The following is a 17,768-nucleotide window of genomic DNA, read 5'->3' on the forward strand; positions in this document are numbered from 1 at the left end:
TAGCGGCCTGCCTTATCGTGGTTCGCCCGTTTCGCTACCTTACGAGGGGAGCCCCATGACCTCACCCCGGCTGCGCAGGGCGGCGCGTGCCGTCATCCTCGACCAGGACGACCGGGTGCTGCTGTGCCGCATCGATCTCAGCGCCGGCGGCGGGCCTGTCGTGTGGGCCATGCCGGGCGGCGGGGTGGAGCCCGGCGAGACGAGCCTGCAGGCGCTGGCCCGCGAGCTGGCCGAGGAGGTCGGGCTGCGCCTGGACGGCGAGCGGCCACCGCACGTCTGGCACCAGAGCGCGACCGGCCCGTACGCGCCCGGCTACGACGGTGTGGTCAACGACTACTTTCTCGTGCGGCGGCCCTGCTTCGAGCCGCGGGGCGTCAAGAGCGACGCGGAGCTCGCCGCCGAGCACATCACCGGCTGGCGGTGGTGGAGCGTGGCGGAGATCGCCGCCGGCCACGGCGACGATCTCTTCTCACCTCGCGACCTGGCCGGCGTCCTGGGCGAGCTGCTGGCAGGCGGCGTGCCCGAGGAGCCGGTCCGCATGGGAGCGTGACCCACGCCCCGGCGTTCAGTTGACGCAGTCCTGCCTGTTCAGCCCGAAGGCCAGTTCCCTGACCTTGTTGCCCTTGGTGTAGAGGAAGGCGTAGTAGGCCTTCGGGTTGCCCGGCACCGTGACGTAGGAGATCCCGGCGGGCGAGACGCGCAGCTTCGGGTACGCCTTCTTGACCTGCCGCGCCGAGGAGCCCAGGCCGATGCCCTGCGGCGTCCGCATCCCCTTCTGCGCCAGGATCACGGCCACGCCGACCCGCTTGGAGATGTACAGGCCCACGCGGTCCTTCCCGGCCGGATGCGCCTTGAGGTTCCAGCCGGAGCACGGGCCGGCGCCGGCGCGCTGCTTGAGCACGATCCTCCCGGTGGCCCGCGCCTTCGTGGCGCTCATGCCGAGCTTGACCGCGCCGTAGCCGTACGGCCCCAAGGTCGTCTTCGCAACCGTCGAGAGAGCGGGCGCGGCGAGAGCCGGTGTGGCGAGTGCGGGCGCGGCGGCGACGGCGGCCAGCGCTCCGCCGGCCAGCAGTGCGACGAGTGACTTCTTCATCGATATCCTCCCCGTTGTCGTGACACGTACGGATTCGTCCAGCAGGCCCGGGCGGATCACCACGCCATCACTGCCCCGGCCGCACGATGGTCTTCCACGCCGAGCACTCGCCCGTGGGCCGCGCGGCGGAGCCACGGCAGACCCGCACCTTGACCTGCCGCGTGTTGCGGTAGTCCTTCCTGAACGTGCCGACGCCCGGCACGCAGTTGTAGAAGCCGTGCTCGCGCCAGCGGCCGTCGCGCGAGTCCTGCGAGCGCAGCACCGCCCACGCGCACCCCTTGCCCCGCGTGTCCTCCAGCTTGCCGTCCACGACGTGGCCGAACTGGTGGATGGCGACCTCGCCCCAGGCGGTGGCCATGCCGTCGGCGGAGTGCACGGCCCGCCACTTCCACATCGCCGGGGTGGCGGCGGCGGGGGTGCCGAGCGTCAGCGAGACGGCGGCGGCGGTGACCAGGACGGCGAGCGAACGCATGAGAGAGCTCCACGGTGCGGTGATGATCGAACCCTCCCAGGAATAGGCCCCCGCCCTTGCACCCGGCTTGGAGATCGCTGCACGAGATCTCCGCCGGAGGTGTCGTATCGCGGGTCCGCCCGATCGTCTTGAGGATGAGGAACCATCCAACCGACCCCAGAGGAGCGCACCGATGCGTCCCACCTTGAACACCGTCGACCTCGTGGTGTCCGACATGAAGGCCGCGATCGCCTTCTACGCCCGCCTGGGCCTGACGTTCAAGCTCGACGAGCACTCGCCCGAGCACGCCGGCTGCGACCTGCCGAACGGCCTGCACGTCATGCTGGACACCGAGGCCTTCCGCACCCCGTTCCTGCCGGGCTGGAGCGCGCCGACCGGCACGCCGCGCACGCTGCTGTGCTTCGAGTTCGACAGCCCGGCCGCGGTGGACGCCAAGTACGCCGAGCTCGTCGGGGCCGGTCACCGGGGCGTCGCGGAGCCGTTCGACGCGTTCTGGGGCATGCGTTACGCCACGGTCGCCGACCCGGACGGCGGCCTCGTGGACCTGTACGCCGCACTTCCGGCAAGCTGACCCCAGGAGGACGGACGTGAAATACGTGCTGATGTTCATCGAGACCGAGCAGTACGCCAAACAACTCCAGGACCTGGACGAACCGGACCGGCAGGCCGCCTACGAGGCCGTCACCCGGTGGTTCGCCGAGCACGAGGGCAAGATCACCCATCACACGCACCTGGCGCCGGTGCACACCGCGACCACCGTGCGGCTGGACCAGGGGGAGCCGGTGGTCACCGACGGGCCGTTCGTGGAGGGCAAGGAGGTGGTGAGCGGGTTCGCCGAGATCGAGGTGGCCGACCTGGACGAGGCGTTGCGGCTGGCGCGCTCGTGGCCCGCCTGCCCGATCGTGGAGATCCGCCCCGTCTCATGACCGGACCCACCGGCGGTCAGGAGGTGCTGGCCAGGGCGGTCCGCGAGCACGCGGGCCGCCTGGCCGCGTCCCTGGTGTCGCTGCTGGGCGACTTCTCCGCCGCCGAGGACCTGGTGCAGGACGCGGTGGAGACCGCGCTGCGGCGCTGGCCGGTCGAGGGCGTGCCGGACCGGCCGGACGCCTGGCTGTTCACCGTGGCCAAGCGGCGCGGCCTGGACGTGCTGCGCCGCGAGTCCAACTACCGCGCCAAGCTCGCCCGGCTCACCTGGCCCGACCCGGCTCCGCGCGACGACCGGCTGCGGCTGGTCTTCACCTGCTGCCACCCCGCCCTGTCGCGCGCCGCGCAGATCGCGCTCACGCTCCGGGTGGTGTGCGGGCTGTCGGCGGCGCAGATCGCCGCGGCGTTCGTCGTCCCGGAGAGCACGGTGGCGCAGCGCATCACCCGCGCCAAGCGGAAGATCGCCGAGGCGGGCATCCCCTATCGCATCCCCGCCGAGGAGGAGCTGCCGCAACGGTTGAACGAGGTGCTGGCCGTCATCTACCTGCTGTTCAACGAGGGCTACCTGAGCAGCACCGCCGAACGCGCGCACGCGCTCGACCTGGTGGAGGAGGCGGAATGGCTGGCTGCGCTGCTGGTGAACCTGATGCCGAAGGAGCCGGAGGCGGCCGGACTGCTGGCGCTGATCCGGCTGCACCGGGCACGCGGCGCGGCCCGCTTCGACGGCAGGGGGCGGCTGGTGCTGCTGGCCGACCAGGACCGCTCGTCGTGGGACCGCGACGCCATCGCCGAGGCCACCGCCCTGCTCACCCGCACGGCCAGGGCACATCGGCAGCCGGGGCCCTACCAGGTGCAGGCGGCGATCGTGGCCTGCCACGCCGAGGCAGGGACGTTCGCCGACACGGACTGGGCGCAGATCCTCGTGCTGTACGACATGCTGCTGCACCTGGCGCCCTCCCCGGTCGCGCGGCTGCACAGGGCCGTCGCCCTGCGGCACGTCACCGGCCCCGAGGCGGCCCTGACCGAGCTGGCCGGCCTCGGCCACGCGCTGGAGCGTTACCCGCTCTACCACGCCACCCGCGCCGAGCTGCTGCGCGACCTCGGCCGGGCCGACGAGGCGCGCCGTGCGGACGAGCAGGCCCTGCGCCTGACCGCCAACCCGGCCCAGCAGGCGCTGCTGGAACAGCGCCTCGGCTGGGACTGAACGCCGCCCGTACCCCATCCCGGCTGCTGGCGCGTACGGTGGCGGAGCGGAGGTGATGGTGCGGATGAGCGCTGAGAAGCTGCGACGCAAGCCGTACGAGAAGCGGTTGTTCGAGTTGCAGGCCGAGCTGGTGAAGCTCCAGGAGTGGGTACGCGCGGAGGGCCAGCGGCTGGTCGTGATCTTCGAGGGACGCGACGCGGCCGGCAAGGGCAGCACGATCAAACGGGTGGCCGAATACCTCAACCCCCGCGTGACCAGGATCGTCGCCCTGCCCGCACCCACCGAGCGCGAGCGTACGCAGTGGTACTTCCAGCGCTACGTCGAGCACCTGCCCGCGGCGGGCGAGATCGTGCTGTTCGACCGGAGCTGGTACAACCGGGCCGGCGTCGAGCGGGTGATGGGCTTCTGCACCCAGCAGGAGTACACCCGGTTCCTGCACCAGTGCCCGATCTTCGAGCGGCTGCTGGTGGAGGACGGGATCCTGCTGCGCAAGTACTGGTTCTCGGTGAGCGACACCGAGCAGGAGCGCCGCTTCCGCGCCCGGCTGGAGGACCCGATGCGGCGCTGGAAGCTGTCGGAGATGGACCTGGAGTCGATCACCCGGTGGGAGGAGTACTCCCGCGCCAAGGACGAGATGGTGGTGCACACCCACATCCCCGAGGCGCCCTGGTACGAGGTGGAGAGCGAGGACAAGCGGCGGGCCAGGATCAACATGATCTCCCACCTGCTCTCCACGGTCCCCTACCGCGAGGTGCGGCGCACGCCGCTGAAGATCCCGGCCCGGCCCGCCCCGACCGGGTACCGGCGCCCGCCGAGGGTGGAGACGGCGGTGCCCGACGTGACGAAGGATCTCCAGCGATAGAGGGGACCAAGGACCTTCGGGCGCGGGCCGTACGGCACTGAGCGCGAGCGGCGGGGACCGGTGTGATGGAGGCATGACGAGGACTGCACGACGGAGCTGAACGGAGGCTCGTCATGGCCACCACCACCCCCCGGCCCACGGCGACCGGTGAGCTCGCCGCCCGCCGCCCGGTCGACTACGTCTGGGCCGCCGCCCGGATCTCGATCGGCTGGATCTTCCTGTGGGCGTTCCTGGACAAGACCTTCGGCTGGGGCTTCGCCACCCCCGCCGACCGCGCCTGGCTGAACGGCGGCAGCCCGACGACCGGCTTCCTCAAGGGCACCGGCGAGAACGCGCTCGGCGGCTTCTTCTCCGGCCTGGCCGGGCAGGCGTGGGTGGACTGGCTGTTCATGGCCGGCCTGCTCGGCGTCGGCGTCGCCCTGATCCTCGGCATCGGCACCCGGATCGCCGCCGGCGCCGGCACCGCGATGCTGCTCCTGATGTGGGCCGCCGAGCTGCCCCTGGCCAACAACCCGGTCATCGACGACCACATCGTCTACTCGATCGTCCTCATCGGCCTGGCCCTGGCCGGCGCGGGACGTACCCTCGGGCTCGGCAACCTGCCCATCGTCCGGCGCACCGCCTGGCTGAAGTAGCGGGCCACCCGTCCACCCCCTGCGCCCCAGGGGGTGGGCTTTCCGCTGCCGTCACTCGAACAGCGACGGATCCCCGGTGCCCCGGCGGAGGATCTCCGGCTCGTCCTGCGACAGGTCGACGACCGTCGTGGGGGTGGCGCCGCACTCGCCGGCGTCGATGACGGCGTCCACCACGTGGTCGAGCCGCTCCTTGATCTCCCAGCCCTGCGTCGGCGGCTCGCTCTCGCCGGGCAGCAGCAGGGTGCTCGACACCAGCGGCTCGCCCAGCTCGGCCAGCAGCGCCTGCGTCACCACGTGATCGGGGATCCGCACGCCGACCGTCTTCTTGCGAGGGTGCAGCAATCGGCGCGGCACCTCCTTGGTGGCCGGCAGGATGAACGTGTACCCGCCCGGAGTCGCCGCCTTGACCAGCCGGAACACCGAGTTGCTCACGTGCACGAACTGGCCGAACTGCGCGAAGTCCCGGCAGATCAGGGTGAAGTGATGGTCGCTGCCGAGGCCGCGGATCTCCCTGATCCGGTCGATGCCCTCCTTGTTGCCCGGCCGGCACCCCAGCGCGTACGAGGAGTCGGTGGGGTAGGCGATCAGCCCGTCCGCGCGCAGCAGGTCGACGACCTGGCTGATCAGGCGGGGCTGGGGGTTGTCGGGATGCATGTCGATGTACTTGGCCACACCTTGGATCCTAGGAGTGGCCCGGACCCGCGCATGACCACGTGCCGCTGGGCGATCGGGGCGGCGGTGCGGGCAGCACCGGCCGGGACGTGGCCGCCTCCGCCTGCGGGTTGTGGTGGCCGCGCTGGAGCAGGCTGAAGGGCCGCCCGTGGGATCAGCGCTGTTCATGTCGGCGACGGCTGCTCCGACTGCGGCGACAGCTGCAACTGTCGCAACTGCTCCTGCGGCAACTGACTGCACCGCGCTCGCATGGAACCGGCGGTGGTACGAAGCCGCGCTCGCTCGCAATCGGCGGTGGTACGAAGCCGCGCTCGCTCGCGATCGGCACCGGCACAGCGCCGAGCCCGCCCGAAACCGGCGCGGCGAACCTCCCCGGCGTCTACACTCTGCCCGCATGCGCTTAAAGATGATCTTCGCGCTGCTCCTGGCCTACGCCGTCACCGCCGCCCCCGTCTTCCTCCCCGGCGAGCTGCGAGTAGTCGTCCAACCGGCCACCCCCGACGGAGCCGAGGTGTTCTACGAGCCCTTCTCCCCGGTGCTGCTCAGATCGTACGAGAACATCGAGCCCTACAACCGGGCCCAGCTCCTCGCCGCACAACGCGCCGAGGCCTACCCCGACGACCTGGCTCCGCCCTACATCGCCCACGGCGGCTCGTACCGCCTCATCGCCCCCTACGTCACCGAGCGTGGCCGCGCGCTGGCCACCCCGGTGATCTCTGGCGTCTACTGGGACCAGGGGCAACGGGTCAGGTTCGACATCGTGCCGGAGGTGCGGCGGGTCGCCAACAGCCAGGCGGAGCTGAGCCGGCTGTTCGAGGGCGGGCCCGACCTGCTCGACGAGCCCGGCGTCTACGGGGCCTCGATCGACGAGGAGGCCAACCGGATCGTCATCGAGACGAACATCTTCGACCCGGACCTGCGCCACCGGCTGGCCGAGCGGCACGGCGGCCTGGTCATGGTGAAGTGGGATCCGTTCGGCCAGCCGATGCAGCTCCTTTGAGCCGGGCTGTGGCTGATCAGGCACCCACGAGGGTCACCGGCCGGCCGGAGATGTCGGTAGATTCAAGGCGAAATCAGGGATGGAGAGGTTGAGATGCCCGAAGACCACGGCGACAGGGCCGGCGGCGCGCGGCCGTACATCTGGATGCTGGTGCTGGCGGCGGCGGTGCTGCTCGCCGACCAGGCGTCCAAGCTGTGGGCGGTCTCCGCGCTCTCGGGCGGCGGGCGGATCACGGTCGTCCCGGGGCTCATCGAGCTGCGCCTGCTGCTGAACCCCGGTGCCGCGTTCTCGATCGGCGAGGGCGCGACCTGGGTGTTCACGCTGACGACGGCCGCGGCGGTCGCGGGCATCCTGTACGTCGGGCGGCGCCTGCGCTCCCCGGCCTGGACCGCGGTCCTGGGCGGCCTGCTGGGCGGCGCCACCTCCCACCTGCTCGACCGCCTGTTCCGCCCGCCGTCCTTCGGGCACGGCCACGTCGTCGACTTCATCGACTACGGCGGCCTGTTCGTCGGCAACGTCGCCGACATCGCCCTCACCGTGAGCTGCGCCCTCCTCCTGCTCCTGACCCTGCGCGGCATCCCGCTGGGTACTTTCACCGAGGAGAGGCAGCCCTCGTCGTAGCGGCAGGTCAGGTCGCAGCTCCGAGAGGGGCAGCCCTCGTCGTAGCGGCAGGTCAGACCAGCAGCTGCTCGATGAGGTCGGCGGCGCGGGTGGTGCCGCCCTCGGCGCGGGCGTCCGCCTGGAGCCGGGCCGAGCGGCGGGCGACCTCCGGGTCGGCGGTGAGATCGAGCAGGGCCTCCCGCAGGGCCTGCGCGGTGGCGTCCGCGGTGTCGATGCGGCGGGCGACACCCAGCTCCACCAGCCGGTCGGCGTTCATGAACTGCTCGGCCGCCTGCGGCACGGCGATCATCGGAACGCCGGCCAGCAGCCCCTCACCGCACCCGCCCATGCCGGCGTGGGTGACGAACGCGTCCGCCTGCTCCAGGATCGCCCGCTGTGGCACCCACGGATGCACCTCGACGTTCGACGGGATGACGCCCAGCTCACCCGCGTCGGTGTACTTGCCGATCTGCAGCACGACGTGCCAGCCCGGCAGGTCGCCGAAGGCCGCCAGGCACTGCCGGTAGAACTCGGGCTGCCGGGTGTACGCCGAGCCCAGCGAGATCAGCAGCACCTTCTCCGCGCCGTCGGGACGTGCCCAGCCGCCCTGCTCCCCGCCGGGCCCGTAGCAGGGGCCGACGAAGGTCACCGTGCCGGTGTCGACCTGGTCGGCGTGCGGCTGCATGGCCCGGGAGATCAGCGCCAGGGCACGCGAGGGCACGCCGGAGAAGGCGTCCACGTCGGTGGTGGCGGCCCCGGAGCCGGCGAGCCACCGCGCGAACCTCTCCCGATAGGCGTCGGCGCCCGGCAGCCCCCACAGGTGCGCCGCCACGTCCTGGTCGTAACCCTTCCACGCCACGAACGTCGGCGACAGCTGCACCAGCGGCCGCCCCTGCGACTCGGCGAGCGCGCGGGCGGCGTAGGCGCCGATGTCGTACAGGTAGAGGTCCGCGGGATCGTCGTCGTAGACGGCGCGCAACTGCGGCAGAGCTTGTACGGCGTCGTCGAGGAACAGGCTCATCGCGGCGATGGGGTCGTCGGGCCAGTCGTTGTCGGCGACCGGCAGCACGGAGGTGCAGGGGACCAGGTCGGCCCCGGTGGCCGTGATGAGGTCGCCGACCGCGGGATCGTTGGCGTAGGTCACCCGATGGCCGCGGGCGGCCAGCTCACGGATGATCTCCAGGCTGGGCAGGACGTGGCTGACGGCGGGGATGCCGATCATGGCGATGTGCGACACGCGCTCATCCCTCCTGGTTGCCGGGGGCGGCGGCCTCGAGGTCGGCGACGCCGCCCGACATGATGGTCCGTACGTGCTCGGTGATGTGCTCGGCCGGCCAGTCCCACCAGGCCACCGCCAGCAGCCGGGCGATGTCCTCGTCGCTGAAGCGGGTGCGGATGAGCCGGGCAGGGTTGCCGCCGACGATCCCGTAGTCGGGCACGTCGGAGGTGACCACCGCGCCGGCGCCGATGATCGCGCCGTGCCCGATCCGCACGCCCGGCATCACGGTCGCGCCGTAGCCGAACCAGACGTCGTTGCCGACCACCGTGTCCCCTCTGCTCGGCAGGCCGGCCAGCAGGTGGAAGTGCTGCGCCCAGGAGCCGCCCATGGTGGGGAAGGGGAAGGTCGAGGGGCCGTCCATGCGGTGGTTGGCGCCGTTCATGATGAAGCGCACGCCCGTGCCCAGCGCGCAGAACTTGCCGATGATCAGCTTCTCCGGGCCGTAGTGGTAGAGGACGTTGCGGGTCTCGAACGCGGTCGGGTCGTCGGGGTCGTCGTAGTAGGAATACTCCCCGACCTCGATCAGCGGGGACTTCACCAGCGGCCGGAGCTGCACCACCCGCGGCTGCTCCGGCATGGGGTGCAGCACGGTCGGATCGGCGGGGACGAGCGGATTCATGAAGTGCGACTCCGTTAACGCGACAACCTTTACATTAAGATGTTGTCATGGTGCCGGCCGATGAGCAAACCGAATACCGAGGCTTGGAGTCGAGTGGGAGGCTGTGCGAATGCGCGGGCGGGAGTTCGTGTGAAGCGCGGGCGGGAGATCGTGCGATGACCCGGCGGCGGTTTCGTGCGATGCGCGAGCCGGAGACCGTGCGATGAGCAAGCGGGAGACCGTGCGATGAGCAAGCGGGAGACCGAGCGATGACTTCCGAGGCGGCCCCGCCGCCCAGACGCCGGCCTGGTGGCCGTACCGGCCGCATCCGCGCGCAGGTGCTCGACGCGGTCCGTGCCGAGCTGACCGAGCGCGGTTACGACGGACTCAGCCTGGACGGGGTCGCGGCGCGCGCGGGCGTGCACCGGGCGACGGTGTACCGGCGCTGGCGGGATGTGGGCGGGCTGCTCGCCGACGTCCTGGACGCGACGGGCGACGACGACTGGGAGCCCCAGGACACCGGCTCCCTGCTGGGCGACCTGACCGCACTGAACCACGAGAACCTCACCGCCATGACCGCGCAGCCCTCGATGGCCGCCGCCCTGATCGCCGCCTCGTTCCGTTCGGAGGAGGCCGCCCGCGGGCTGCGGCGGCTGTGGGAGGACCGCTACACCCGCTGCGAGGTCGTCGTCGAACGGGCCGTCAGCCGCGGCGAGCTGCCGCCGGGCACCGACGCGCGGCGGCTGCTCGTCGCCGCCACCGCCCCGCTCTACCATCACCTGGTGCTGCTGCGCACGGAGCCGGACCCCGACCTGCCCGGCCAGGCCGCCAAGGCGGCGGTCCTCGCCGCCTTCGCAGGCGCCTTCGCCGGGAACTCGGCCGACACCGCGTGACGGCGGGGGCTTGGCGCCTCGGTGTGGCCGGGTTCCCGGCGGCTTTCGTGTGACGGCGTGACGGCGAGTCCCGGGCGCCTCGGTGCGGCGCGGTCTCTCAGTCGCCTTCGCGTGGCAGCGGGCTCTCACCGAAGACGGCGGCGAGGGCCTTGGCGATCAGGCCCGGCAGGTCGGCACGCCCGTCCTCCTCGGCCCAGCGCACCAGCGCCGTGTGCAGAGCGGCCAGGCAGGCACTGGCCGCCGCCTGTGCATGGAAGGCCGTCTCGGGGTCGGCGGCGTCATCCCCGAGAGCGCCGATGATCGCCTGTTGCAGGGCGTACTGGTTGTCCAGGTGCTTGGCGCGCAAGGCGGGTGTAGAGATCATCAGCCGCAGCCGGGTGAGCAGGAACTCCCTCCCGGCGTCATCGCCGGTCAGCGCCGCGGCCGAGTCGATGAGCGCGCCCCCGATGCGGCGGACCAGCGGCTGCCCGGGAGCCGACGCGGCGATGCGCTCGCCGACGAGCCTGCCGTGCTCATCGGCCAGCACCAGATCCTCCTTCGTGGGGAAGTGCCGGTACACGGTCATCGGTGACACCCCCGCGGCCTCGGCGACGTCGGTCACGGTCGTCGCGTCGTAACCGCGCCAGGCGAACAGCCGCACCGCGTGCCCCTGGATCATGCGCTGCGTCTGGGCTCTCCTGCGCGCTCGCAGCGTTGTGTGCTGATCGGCCATGTGGTAGACACTACCGCAGTGGTAGTCACTACCAACTTGGTAGCAGCTAACAGATTGGGTGATGAGCATGGCAGGCAGAACGGCTCTGGTGACCGGGGCGTCGCGCGGCATCGGGCAGGCGATCGCGATCCGGCTGGCGGCCGGAGGGACGACGGTCATCGTGCATTTCGGTACGGACGAGGACGGCGCGCACGCGACGGTCGCCGAGATCGAGCGCGGCGGCGGCACCGCCTACGCCGTCGGCGCGGAGCTGGGCGTGGACGGTGACGTCGAGACGCTGTTCGCGGGGGTGGAGGCGGCGCTGGCGGGGCGGCCGCTCGACATCCTGGTCAACAACGCGGCGGCACCGCCCGCGGGGCCGTTGGGGGTGACGACGCGGGCCGAGTTCGACCGGCTCTTCGCGGTGAACGTGCGGGCGCCGTACTTCATCGTCCAGCGGGCGCTGCCGCTGCTGCGCGACGGCGGGCGCATCATCACGATCTCGTCCGTGGCGACCAGGATGGCCAACCCGGGCCAGACGTCGTTCGCCATGACCAAGGGCGCGGTCGAGACCATGACCCTGACCCTGGCCACCCAGCTCGGTGCCCGTGGCATCACGGTGAACGCGGTCGCTCCCGGCGCCACCCGTACAGCCACCAACGGGATGGCCTTCGAGGCGCCCGGCCTGGCCGAGTTCATCGCGGGGTCGACGGCGCTCGGCCGGCTGGGCGAGGCCGGTGACGTTGCGGACGTCGTCGCGTTCCTCGCCTCCGACGCCGCCCGCTGGATCACCGGCCAGGTCATCGACGCCACCGGCGGCCTCTTCCTGGGGCCGGCCGCCAGCGCAGCTTGAGCGCAGGATCACCCCTCCGTGCTGGTCCGGGCGTGGGTGGCTGCTCCGCGCAGGTTCGGGCACAGGCCGCCCGTCCGGGCAGCGTGAGCGCGGGGCCGCCCGTCCGGGCAGCGTGAGCACGGGCCAGTCCGTCCGTGCTGCGTGAGCGCGGGCCAGTCCGTCCGTGCAGCGTGAGCGCGGGGCCGCCTGTCCATGACAGCCCGAGCTGGGCCCAACCCCGGCTGTCCTGTCCAAGCGCTCCGGGGAGGGCGATTCGCCTTCCTCAGGTACGGTGCTTGAGCCCCGGGAGCAGTCCTCGGCCAGGCTCAGGTCACCCCCGCTGCCCGGGTTGGTAGTCGCCGGCCGGCTGCTGGGTGATGACGTTCAGCCGATTCCAGGCGTTGATGATCGCAATCAAACCCGCCAGCGCAGTGAGCTGCTCCTCGTCACCATGCTCAGCGGCCTCGGCCCCACGCCCGGTCGGAGACGCCTCCGGCCCGTCCGCGATGCGTGTGCCCTGCTCGGTCAGTTCCAGGGCGGCGCGCTCGGCGCTGGTGAACACCGTGGCCTACCGCCGGACCGCGACGAGATTGAGGCGCACCGCAGTCTCCCCGGCGTGCGCGGCGTCCTTGGTGTGCTGGTCGACGCAGACGGCGCAGCCGTTGATCTGGCTGGCGCGCAGTTGCACCAGCTCCCGCGTCGCGGCGGGCAGGGGTGAGTCGTGCACGGCCCTGTCCGCTGAGACGAGGTACTTGGCGGCCTTGGCCTCGACCGGGTTGGCGGCGTAGTCGAGACGGGCGTCCATGGTGATCTCCTTGCCGTGTCAGTGGTTCCACCTCGACGACGAAGCGGCCCGGCGTGCGGGACTGGCAACGTGACGTATTCGCTGGTTGGTCGGTGCGATGCGAGCGGGTGAGCCTGTTCGGCGACGGCTCAGATGATCTCACCTGCGTAACGGATTATGATGGCCAGAATCGTGCCCGAATGCCGAATTTCGGTGGACACTCACGCGTCGTCTCGGGACCGGCCGTCGGCTCTCGTTTCCCGGCAACGCCGGGCCCAGTAGGCGAGGTCGGCCTGGGCGGTCAGTGTTTCGGGGTGTTCGGTGCCCGAGATGCGTTCGCGGAGGGGCAGCAGTGCGGCGAACTGGTCGCGCGCTCCGGCCGGATCCCCCGCTTCCCCCGACCAGCGGGCGAGGTTGGCCTGGGCGGTCAGTGTTTCGGGGTGTTCGGTACCTGAGATGCGTTCGCGGAGGGGCAGCAGTGCGGCGAACTGGTCGCGCGCTCCGGCCGCGTCCCCCGCTTCCCCCGACCAGCGGGCGAGGTCGGCCCGGACGGCCAGTGTTTCGGGGTGTTCGGTGCCCGAGATGCGTTCGCGGAGGGGCAGCAGTGCGGCGAACTGGTCGCGCGCCCCGGCCGGATCCCCAGCCTCGCCCGACCAGTAGGCGAGGTTGGCCCGGGCGGTCAGCGTGTCGGGGTGTTCGGCGCCCAGGACGCGTTCGCTGATAGGCAGCAGCGCGGCGCACTGGTCGCGCGCCCCGGCCGCGTCCCCCGCCTGCCCCGACCAGTAGGCGAGGTTGGCCCGGGCGGTCAGTGTTTCGGGGTGTTCGGCACCCGAGACGCGTTCGCGGAGGGGCAGCAGTGCGGCGAACTGGTCGCGCGCCCCGGCCGGATCCCCAGCCTCGCCCGACCAGCGGGCGAGGTTGGCCCGGGCGGTCAGTGTTTCGGGGTGTTCGGTGCCCGAGATGCGTTCGCGGAGGGGCAGCAGTGCGGCGAACTGGTCGCGCGCCCCGGCCGGATCCCCAGCCTCGCCCGACCAGTAGGCGAGGTTGGCCCGGGCGGTCAGCGTGTCGGGGTGTTCGGCGCCCGAGACGCGTTCGGTGATAGGCAGCAGCGCGGCGAACTGGTCGCGCGCCCCGGCCACATCCCCCACCCTCCCGGTGCAGGAGGCGAGGTTGGCCCGGTCGGTCAGCGTTTCGGGGTGTTCGGGTCCGTGGTGGTTGAGCTGAGCCTGGTAGCGCTGGTGTTGCAAGGTTTTGGCGGTGGCGTAGTCCCCGCTGGCGTCCAGGTAGTCGATCACCCGGGACATCGCCGGCGATCGCGGGGGCAGGGCCGCGCGGGCGTGGGCCAGCAGTAGCCGGTAGAGCGGCCAGTTGTCGATCACGTTCGGGTCCGCGGGCAGTTCGGCGGTCAGCAGGTCGGCGGCTCGGGCGTGGACGGTCTGGCGCTCGTGTTCGGGGAGGTCGTTTACGGTGACGGCTTGGACCAGGCGGTGGACGCTGACGGTGTCGCAACCGGGGCCGCGGCCGGTGTTGTCAGGGCTGATGGTGATCATGCTGTAGGAGGCCAGCAGCCCCAGCGCCTGGCCGATCTGAAGTTCATCGACGTCGGGCAGGGCGTCGGGCAGGTGGTGCAGGACGGTGATGGGCAGCTGGTCGGGGGCGTAGCAGGCGAGCAGTGCCAGCAGGTGGGGGGCCAGCGGGTTCTGGGCGGCGATCCGGGCGCGGGTGATCGTCCAGACCTGGGCGAGGACGCGTTCGCCGTCGCCGCCGGGCGGCGCGGCCGCGTGAGCCTTGCCGGGGTTGTCGCGCAGCAGTGTGCGGTAGGTGGTGACGTTCATCGCGGGCGTGCGGGCGATGAACGCGGCGGCTTGCGTCAGAGCCAGCGGCAGAAATCCCAGATCCTCAGCCAGCCCGGCCAGGTCGGCCGGCTCGGCCGGTCCGGACTTGTGCGCGGGGGCGCCTCTGCCGGGCGGTCGGGTGGGATGCGCCTGGGTGATCATCCGGGTCAGGAGCTGCCGGGCGGGTTCGGGGTCCAGCACCTCCAGGCTGATGGGGGTGCAGCCCATATCCGTCCAGCCGGTGTCGCGCCGGGTGGTGATCAGCACGTGTCCGCCGGTCAGCCGGCCCAGGTAGGGGCGCAGGTCACGCTCGTCTTCGACATTGTCGAAGACGAGCAGCCAGCCGGGGTGGGCGGCCAGCCACGCCAGCGCCCAGTCGGCCGCCTCCTCCACCGTCGCCGCGGACGCCGCCACCGAGTCGGCGCCCGCGCAGATCGCCCGGGTCAGCCCTGCCAGCGAGGTCTGGATCTGGGCCGGGGTGTCGGCGTCGATCCACCACACCAGCCGGTAGGCGCCGCGGTGGCGGGCGGCGTACTGCAGCGCCAGTTCGCTCTTGCCGATCCCGCCCAGCCCGTACACGGCCGCCTGCGTGATCACCACCGGCTCCACCCCCGCCGATCCCGCCGGCGGCCTGCCCGGGGGCCTGGCCGGCGTTTTGGGTGTGGTGGTCAGTGTCTTGCGCAGCCGGGTGAGCACCTGCCGGCGGCCCAGGAACACCGCCGCCGGCGGGCGGGGCAACCCGGGCAGCCCGACCGGGACGGTGAGGGTGGCCGCGTCCGGCAACGCCCGCCGGTCGGTCGCGGCCGGTACCGCCGGAGAGTGCGCGGGAGCGGATGCGGCGGGTGAGGGAACGCGAGGAGAACCGGCCGAATCGGAAACCTGCGACTGGCCGCGCCACTCGCCCTGCTCTGCGGGATCGACAGCGTGATCGACAGCGGGGTCAACGGCCGGTGGCAAGGGCCGGGGGCCGGTGCGGGACTGCCACAGCGACACCGCCGCCACGATCAGCGAAGCCAATCCGATGGTGGCGCCGGCGGGATCGACGTCACCCTTCCAGCTGACCCACATGACCACCACGGCGGCGACCACCCCGGCCACACCGGCACCGGCCAGGATCCTGAACGTCGCCCGCACGCGACTCCCGCCCGGCATCATCGGCCGCCCGCCACAGCCACCACGACAGCCACCGCGATGCCGATCGGCCGCGATCCGCCTGCCTGTCCCGCAACCACGCTTCCTATCGTGGCGGCACTTCAGGCGAACGGGCAGCACATGCATACAAATCCGTAATCAAGATCCCTAATCAAGCACTGAAAGGCGATTATGGAGGCCCGATTCCCCCTTAATAACCGAATCGCGAGGGAGTGCTCACGCACACTTGGACGGTTCGGAGAAAGATAGTTTCGGGTGTCCCCCGCGCCGCCGCCCGTTCGTCGTTGGGGAGAGAACCCTTGTGGAGGCCGCCATGCAGTACGCCCTGATCATTCACGACGAGCCCGGATACCTCGACGTCCTGTCCGAGGAGGACCACGAGGCGGAGTGCCGCGCGCTGGCCGAGGACCCCCGCTATGTCGGCGGTGCGCAGTTGCAGCCGGTCGAGACGGCGACCAGCGTGCGCGTGGCCGGGGGCAGGACGCTGGTGACCGATGGCCGTTCGCCGACACCAAGGAAGTGCTCGCCGGGCTGCTGCGGGACGAGGCGGAGGCGCACGGCCTGCTGGCGCTGATGCTGATCCACCATGCCCGGCGGTGGGCCCGCTTCCGGGGCGACGACCTCGTGCTGTTGGAGGATCAGGACCGGTCGCTGTGGGACCTGGATCATATCGCGCAGGGCCGCGCGGTGCTCGACCAGGCCATCGCGCTGGGCGGGCGTGGCACGTACGTCGTGCAGGCCGCGATCGCGTCACTGCAGGCCAGGGAGCGGATCGACTGGCCATAGGTGGCGGCGCTGTATCGGCGGCTTGCCGGACTCACCGGCTCGGCGGTGGTCGAGCTCAACGGAGCGGTGGCGCGCGCCCAGGCCGGTGACCCTGCCGGGGCGTTGCGTGCCGTGGATCGGCTGGGGCTGGACGGTTATCTGTATTACCACTCGACCCGGGGCGAACTGCTGCGGCGGCTCGGCCGTGACGCCGAGACCAAGGGCCGCGTACGGCGAGGCGCTCGCGCTGGCCACCTCCACTCCTGAGCGGCGCTTCCTGGCCCGGCGGCTCGAACGGCTCTGAGCGGTGCTTCTTGACCGGCGGCTCGAACGGCTCTGAGCCGCTGTCCCTCGGACGGGTTCCCGTTCGTCTGTATGCGGACGGCGAATCGCCCGTCCCATGCGAGAAGCGCCGTCCACAGGCGCCATCTCACGAGCGCCGGCCCAGAAGGAGAGACCACAAGTCGGCCAGCGACAAGACGGTGTTCCGCCGCTTCCACGAAGCGATCGGCAGCGGCGACCCCGACCTCATCGCCAAGGCGATCGACGAACTCGTCGCCCTGGACGTCATCTGCAACGCCCCCGTCCCGACCGGCATGACGGGGCTGCAGGCGTTCACCCAGATCTGGGACACGATCCTGCACGCGTTCCCCAACCTGCGCGTGCAGATCGAGGAGCTGATCGCGGAGGTCGACAAGCTCGCCTGCAGGAACACGGTCACCGGCACCCTCCGAGGCGAATACCGGGGGCATCGCGCCCATTGGCAGGACCGTCACCTACGGCGAGATGTTCGTCGTGCGCTTCGCCGACGGCAGGATCGCCGAGATCTGGGGGTCGTGGACGTGTTCGCGCAACTGCGGCAGCTCGGTGCCCTCGCCGTCTAGGAATGCCCTGACCTGGGCGTTCATTTGTCCAGCAGCCGTCCGGAGTTCGCTGGACGGACGCTGGACATAGATCCCTTGCGAGCCGATGGGGCCGGCGCACAGCGTGGTGAGCGAGCCCCGGCGCACAGGTCGCCGCCCGACGGGGGTGGCTGGCGAAGCCGCGCCGGGGCCGTACCGGAGACAGGAAGAGGATCATGACGTACTCGAAGCTCGCCCCCGCGGCGGCCGGCCTCGTCGCCGCCCTCGCGATGCTCGCCGTCCCGTCCACCGCGCACGCCACCGCCGCGCAGGCACAGGCGCAGGGCGTGCACCGGCAGTCCGCCGCGTGCACCTCGCCGAAGGGGCAGAAGATCAACGTCTCGTGGGGCGACGGCAACGTCTCCACCACCGTGTACTTCAACAACCACTGCAACCAGAAGCGGTGGATCGAGCTGAAGTTCGTCAAGCAGAACCACGACTACTTCTGGAAGTGCTTCTCGGTCAACCCGCGCACCAGCGGCAAGAAGAAGATCGGCTACTCCAACCCGGACAAGGTCGTCATCACCAAGGCGAAGACCAACTGCTAGCTTGATCTTTAACCTTGGTGGCTGGTG

Annotated in this window: 23 protein-coding genes; 14 read left to right on the top strand and 9 right to left on the bottom strand. The window is 71.4% G+C overall.

Going from position 1 to position 17,768, the window contains the following annotated elements:
• Positions 1-55: 55 nt before the first annotated feature.
• A complete protein-coding gene (locus LCN96_RS25045; protein WP_225275320.1) occupies positions 56-550 on the top strand; it encodes an NUDIX hydrolase in 495 nt (164 codons plus the stop codon).
• Positions 551-565: 15 nt separating this feature from the next.
• On the opposite strand, the gene LCN96_RS25050 is transcribed toward LCN96_RS25045, so the two are convergent.
• Together LCN96_RS25050 and LCN96_RS25055 are read right to left on the bottom strand one after the other, a co-directional pair.
• On the bottom strand, positions 566-1,093 hold the full coding sequence (locus LCN96_RS25050) for a hypothetical protein (protein ID WP_225275321.1): 528 nt from the start codon (positions 1,091-1,093) through the stop codon (positions 566-568).
• Between the two features lie 67 nt (positions 1,094-1,160).
• The gene (locus LCN96_RS25055) at positions 1,161-1,565 is read right to left on the bottom strand and encodes a hypothetical protein (protein ID WP_225275322.1); all 405 of its coding nucleotides are present in this window, start codon (positions 1,563-1,565) and stop codon (positions 1,161-1,163) included.
• A 172-nt stretch (positions 1,566-1,737) separates the two neighbouring features.
• Here LCN96_RS25055 and LCN96_RS25060 point away from each other — a divergent pair, with 172 nt between their 5' ends.
• From LCN96_RS25060 to LCN96_RS25080, 5 genes are all read left to right on the top strand, one after another.
• Positions 1,738-2,136, top strand: a complete 399-nt coding sequence (locus LCN96_RS25060; RefSeq protein ID WP_225275323.1) for a VOC family protein — start codon at positions 1,738-1,740, stop codon at positions 2,134-2,136.
• Positions 2,137-2,152: 16 nt separating this feature from the next.
• Positions 2,153-2,491 carry a YciI family protein gene (locus LCN96_RS25065; protein WP_225275324.1) on the top strand — a complete coding sequence of 113 codons (339 nt, stop codon included), beginning with the start codon at positions 2,153-2,155 and terminating at the stop codon, positions 2,489-2,491.
• Positions 2,488-3,693: an RNA polymerase sigma factor gene (locus LCN96_RS25070; protein WP_225275325.1), complete on the top strand. Its 1,206-nt coding sequence runs from the start codon at positions 2,488-2,490 to the stop codon at positions 3,691-3,693. Before LCN96_RS25065 ends, LCN96_RS25070 begins: the two co-directional genes overlap by 4 nt.
• Positions 3,694-3,757: 64 nt before the next feature.
• A complete protein-coding gene (gene ppk2, locus LCN96_RS25075; RefSeq protein WP_225275326.1) occupies positions 3,758-4,555 on the top strand; it encodes a polyphosphate kinase 2 in 798 nt (265 codons plus the stop codon).
• Positions 4,556-4,668: 113 nt separating this feature from the next.
• Positions 4,669-5,190, top strand: a complete 522-nt coding sequence (locus tag LCN96_RS25080) for a DoxX family membrane protein (RefSeq protein WP_225275327.1) — start codon at positions 4,669-4,671, stop codon at positions 5,188-5,190.
• A gap of 51 nt (positions 5,191-5,241) precedes the next feature.
• Here the strand turns inward: LCN96_RS25080 and LCN96_RS25085 are convergent, their stop codons facing one another.
• The gene (locus tag LCN96_RS25085; RefSeq protein WP_225275328.1) at positions 5,242-5,862 is read right to left on the bottom strand and encodes an L-threonylcarbamoyladenylate synthase; all 621 of its coding nucleotides are present in this window, start codon (positions 5,860-5,862) and stop codon (positions 5,242-5,244) included.
• Between the two features lie 394 nt (positions 5,863-6,256).
• Between LCN96_RS25085 and LCN96_RS25090 the strand changes: the two genes are divergently transcribed.
• The gene (locus LCN96_RS25090; RefSeq protein WP_225275329.1) at positions 6,257-6,862 is read left to right on the top strand and encodes a hypothetical protein; all 606 of its coding nucleotides are present in this window, start codon (positions 6,257-6,259) and stop codon (positions 6,860-6,862) included.
• 93 nt (positions 6,863-6,955) lie between these two features.
• Entirely contained in the window at positions 6,956-7,483 is a 528-nt protein-coding gene (locus LCN96_RS25095; protein ID WP_225275330.1) for a signal peptidase II, read from the top strand.
• Positions 7,484-7,535: 52 nt separating this feature from the next.
• On the opposite strand, the gene LCN96_RS25100 is transcribed toward LCN96_RS25095, so the two are convergent.
• Together LCN96_RS25100 and LCN96_RS25105 are read right to left on the bottom strand one after the other, a co-directional pair.
• A complete protein-coding gene (locus tag LCN96_RS25100; protein ID WP_225276054.1) occupies positions 7,536-8,684 on the bottom strand; it encodes a macrolide family glycosyltransferase in 1,149 nt (382 codons plus the stop codon).
• A gap of 19 nt (positions 8,685-8,703) precedes the next feature.
• The gene (locus LCN96_RS25105) at positions 8,704-9,360 is read right to left on the bottom strand and encodes a CatB-related O-acetyltransferase (RefSeq protein WP_225275331.1); all 657 of its coding nucleotides are present in this window, start codon (positions 9,358-9,360) and stop codon (positions 8,704-8,706) included.
• A 248-nt stretch (positions 9,361-9,608) separates the two neighbouring features.
• Here LCN96_RS25105 and LCN96_RS25110 point away from each other — a divergent pair, with 248 nt between their 5' ends.
• Entirely contained in the window at positions 9,609-10,232 is a 624-nt protein-coding gene (locus LCN96_RS25110; protein WP_225275332.1) for a TetR/AcrR family transcriptional regulator, read from the top strand.
• A gap of 97 nt (positions 10,233-10,329) precedes the next feature.
• Here LCN96_RS25110 and LCN96_RS25115 read toward each other — a convergent pair whose 3' ends face one another.
• Positions 10,330-10,944 (bottom strand): TetR/AcrR family transcriptional regulator, encoded by a 615-nt coding sequence (locus LCN96_RS25115; RefSeq protein ID WP_225275333.1) that lies wholly within the window; start codon positions 10,942-10,944, stop codon positions 10,330-10,332.
• 67 nt (positions 10,945-11,011) lie between these two features.
• Here LCN96_RS25115 and LCN96_RS25120 point away from each other — a divergent pair, with 67 nt between their 5' ends.
• On the top strand, positions 11,012-11,776 hold the full coding sequence (locus LCN96_RS25120) for an SDR family oxidoreductase (protein WP_225275334.1): 765 nt from the start codon (positions 11,012-11,014) through the stop codon (positions 11,774-11,776).
• A gap of 310 nt (positions 11,777-12,086) precedes the next feature.
• Here LCN96_RS25120 and LCN96_RS25125 read toward each other — a convergent pair whose 3' ends face one another.
• The 3 genes from LCN96_RS25125 to LCN96_RS25135 form a co-directional block, all read right to left on the bottom strand.
• The gene (locus LCN96_RS25125) at positions 12,087-12,317 is read right to left on the bottom strand and encodes a carboxymuconolactone decarboxylase family protein (RefSeq protein WP_225275335.1); all 231 of its coding nucleotides are present in this window, start codon (positions 12,315-12,317) and stop codon (positions 12,087-12,089) included.
• A gap of 6 nt (positions 12,318-12,323) precedes the next feature.
• Positions 12,324-12,560, bottom strand: a complete 237-nt coding sequence (locus LCN96_RS25130) for a carboxymuconolactone decarboxylase family protein (RefSeq protein ID WP_225275336.1) — start codon at positions 12,558-12,560, stop codon at positions 12,324-12,326.
• 200 nt (positions 12,561-12,760) lie between these two features.
• Entirely contained in the window at positions 12,761-15,508 is a 2,748-nt protein-coding gene (locus tag LCN96_RS25135) for a tetratricopeptide repeat protein (protein ID WP_225275337.1), read from the bottom strand.
• Positions 15,509-15,839: 331 nt separating this feature from the next.
• Here LCN96_RS25135 and LCN96_RS25140 point away from each other — a divergent pair, with 331 nt between their 5' ends.
• The 4 genes from LCN96_RS25140 (at position 15,840) to LCN96_RS25155 (ending at position 17,741) form a co-directional block, all read left to right on the top strand.
• Positions 15,840-16,100, top strand: a complete 261-nt coding sequence (locus LCN96_RS25140) for a YciI family protein (RefSeq protein WP_225275338.1) — start codon at positions 15,840-15,842, stop codon at positions 16,098-16,100.
• Positions 16,046-16,312, top strand: coding sequence for a DUF6596 domain-containing protein (locus LCN96_RS25145; protein WP_225275339.1), 267 nt, complete (start codon positions 16,046-16,048; stop codon positions 16,310-16,312). Before LCN96_RS25140 ends, LCN96_RS25145 begins: the two co-directional genes overlap by 55 nt.
• A gap of 461 nt (positions 16,313-16,773) precedes the next feature.
• Positions 16,774-17,175, top strand: coding sequence for an ester cyclase (locus LCN96_RS25150; RefSeq protein ID WP_225275340.1), 402 nt, complete (start codon positions 16,774-16,776; stop codon positions 17,173-17,175).
• A 194-nt stretch (positions 17,176-17,369) separates the two neighbouring features.
• Positions 17,370-17,741, top strand: a complete 372-nt coding sequence (locus LCN96_RS25155) for a hypothetical protein (protein ID WP_225275341.1) — start codon at positions 17,370-17,372, stop codon at positions 17,739-17,741.
• Positions 17,742-17,768 lie beyond the last annotated feature (27 nt).

The organism is Nonomuraea gerenzanensis (genome assembly GCF_020215645.1).
Lineage (GTDB): Bacteria > Actinomycetota > Actinomycetes > Streptosporangiales > Streptosporangiaceae > Nonomuraea > Nonomuraea gerenzanensis.

Coding starts and splice junctions, on each gene's coding strand:
- LCN96_RS25110 (WP_225275332.1), top strand. CDS start 9,609: ATGACTTCCGAGGCGGCCCCGCCGCCCAGACGCCGGCCTGGTGGCCGT.
- LCN96_RS25115 (WP_225275333.1), bottom strand. CDS start 10,944: ATGGCCGATCAGCACACAACGCTGCGAGCGCGCAGGAGAGCCCAGACG.
- LCN96_RS25070 (WP_225275325.1), top strand. CDS start 2,488: ATGACCGGACCCACCGGCGGTCAGGAGGTGCTGGCCAGGGCGGTCCGC.
- LCN96_RS25140 (WP_225275338.1), top strand. CDS start 15,840: ATGCAGTACGCCCTGATCATTCACGACGAGCCCGGATACCTCGACGTC.
- LCN96_RS25130 (WP_225275336.1), bottom strand. CDS start 12,560: ATGGACGCCCGTCTCGACTACGCCGCCAACCCGGTCGAGGCCAAGGCC.
- LCN96_RS25155 (WP_225275341.1), top strand. CDS start 17,370: ATGACGTACTCGAAGCTCGCCCCCGCGGCGGCCGGCCTCGTCGCCGCC.
- LCN96_RS25060 (WP_225275323.1), top strand. CDS start 1,738: ATGCGTCCCACCTTGAACACCGTCGACCTCGTGGTGTCCGACATGAAG.
- LCN96_RS25095 (WP_225275330.1), top strand. CDS start 6,956: ATGCCCGAAGACCACGGCGACAGGGCCGGCGGCGCGCGGCCGTACATC.
- LCN96_RS25055 (WP_225275322.1), bottom strand. CDS start 1,565: ATGCGTTCGCTCGCCGTCCTGGTCACCGCCGCCGCCGTCTCGCTGACG.
- ppk2 (WP_225275326.1), top strand. CDS start 3,758: ATGAGCGCTGAGAAGCTGCGACGCAAGCCGTACGAGAAGCGGTTGTTC.
- LCN96_RS25080 (WP_225275327.1), top strand. CDS start 4,669: ATGGCCACCACCACCCCCCGGCCCACGGCGACCGGTGAGCTCGCCGCC.
- LCN96_RS25100 (WP_225276054.1), bottom strand. CDS start 8,684: ATGATCGGCATCCCCGCCGTCAGCCACGTCCTGCCCAGCCTGGAGATC.
- LCN96_RS25045 (WP_225275320.1), top strand. CDS start 56: ATGACCTCACCCCGGCTGCGCAGGGCGGCGCGTGCCGTCATCCTCGAC.
- LCN96_RS25050 (WP_225275321.1), bottom strand. CDS start 1,093: ATGAAGAAGTCACTCGTCGCACTGCTGGCCGGCGGAGCGCTGGCCGCC.
- LCN96_RS25105 (WP_225275331.1), bottom strand. CDS start 9,360: ATGAATCCGCTCGTCCCCGCCGATCCGACCGTGCTGCACCCCATGCCG.
- LCN96_RS25120 (WP_225275334.1), top strand. CDS start 11,012: ATGGCAGGCAGAACGGCTCTGGTGACCGGGGCGTCGCGCGGCATCGGG.
- LCN96_RS25090 (WP_225275329.1), top strand. CDS start 6,257: ATGCGCTTAAAGATGATCTTCGCGCTGCTCCTGGCCTACGCCGTCACC.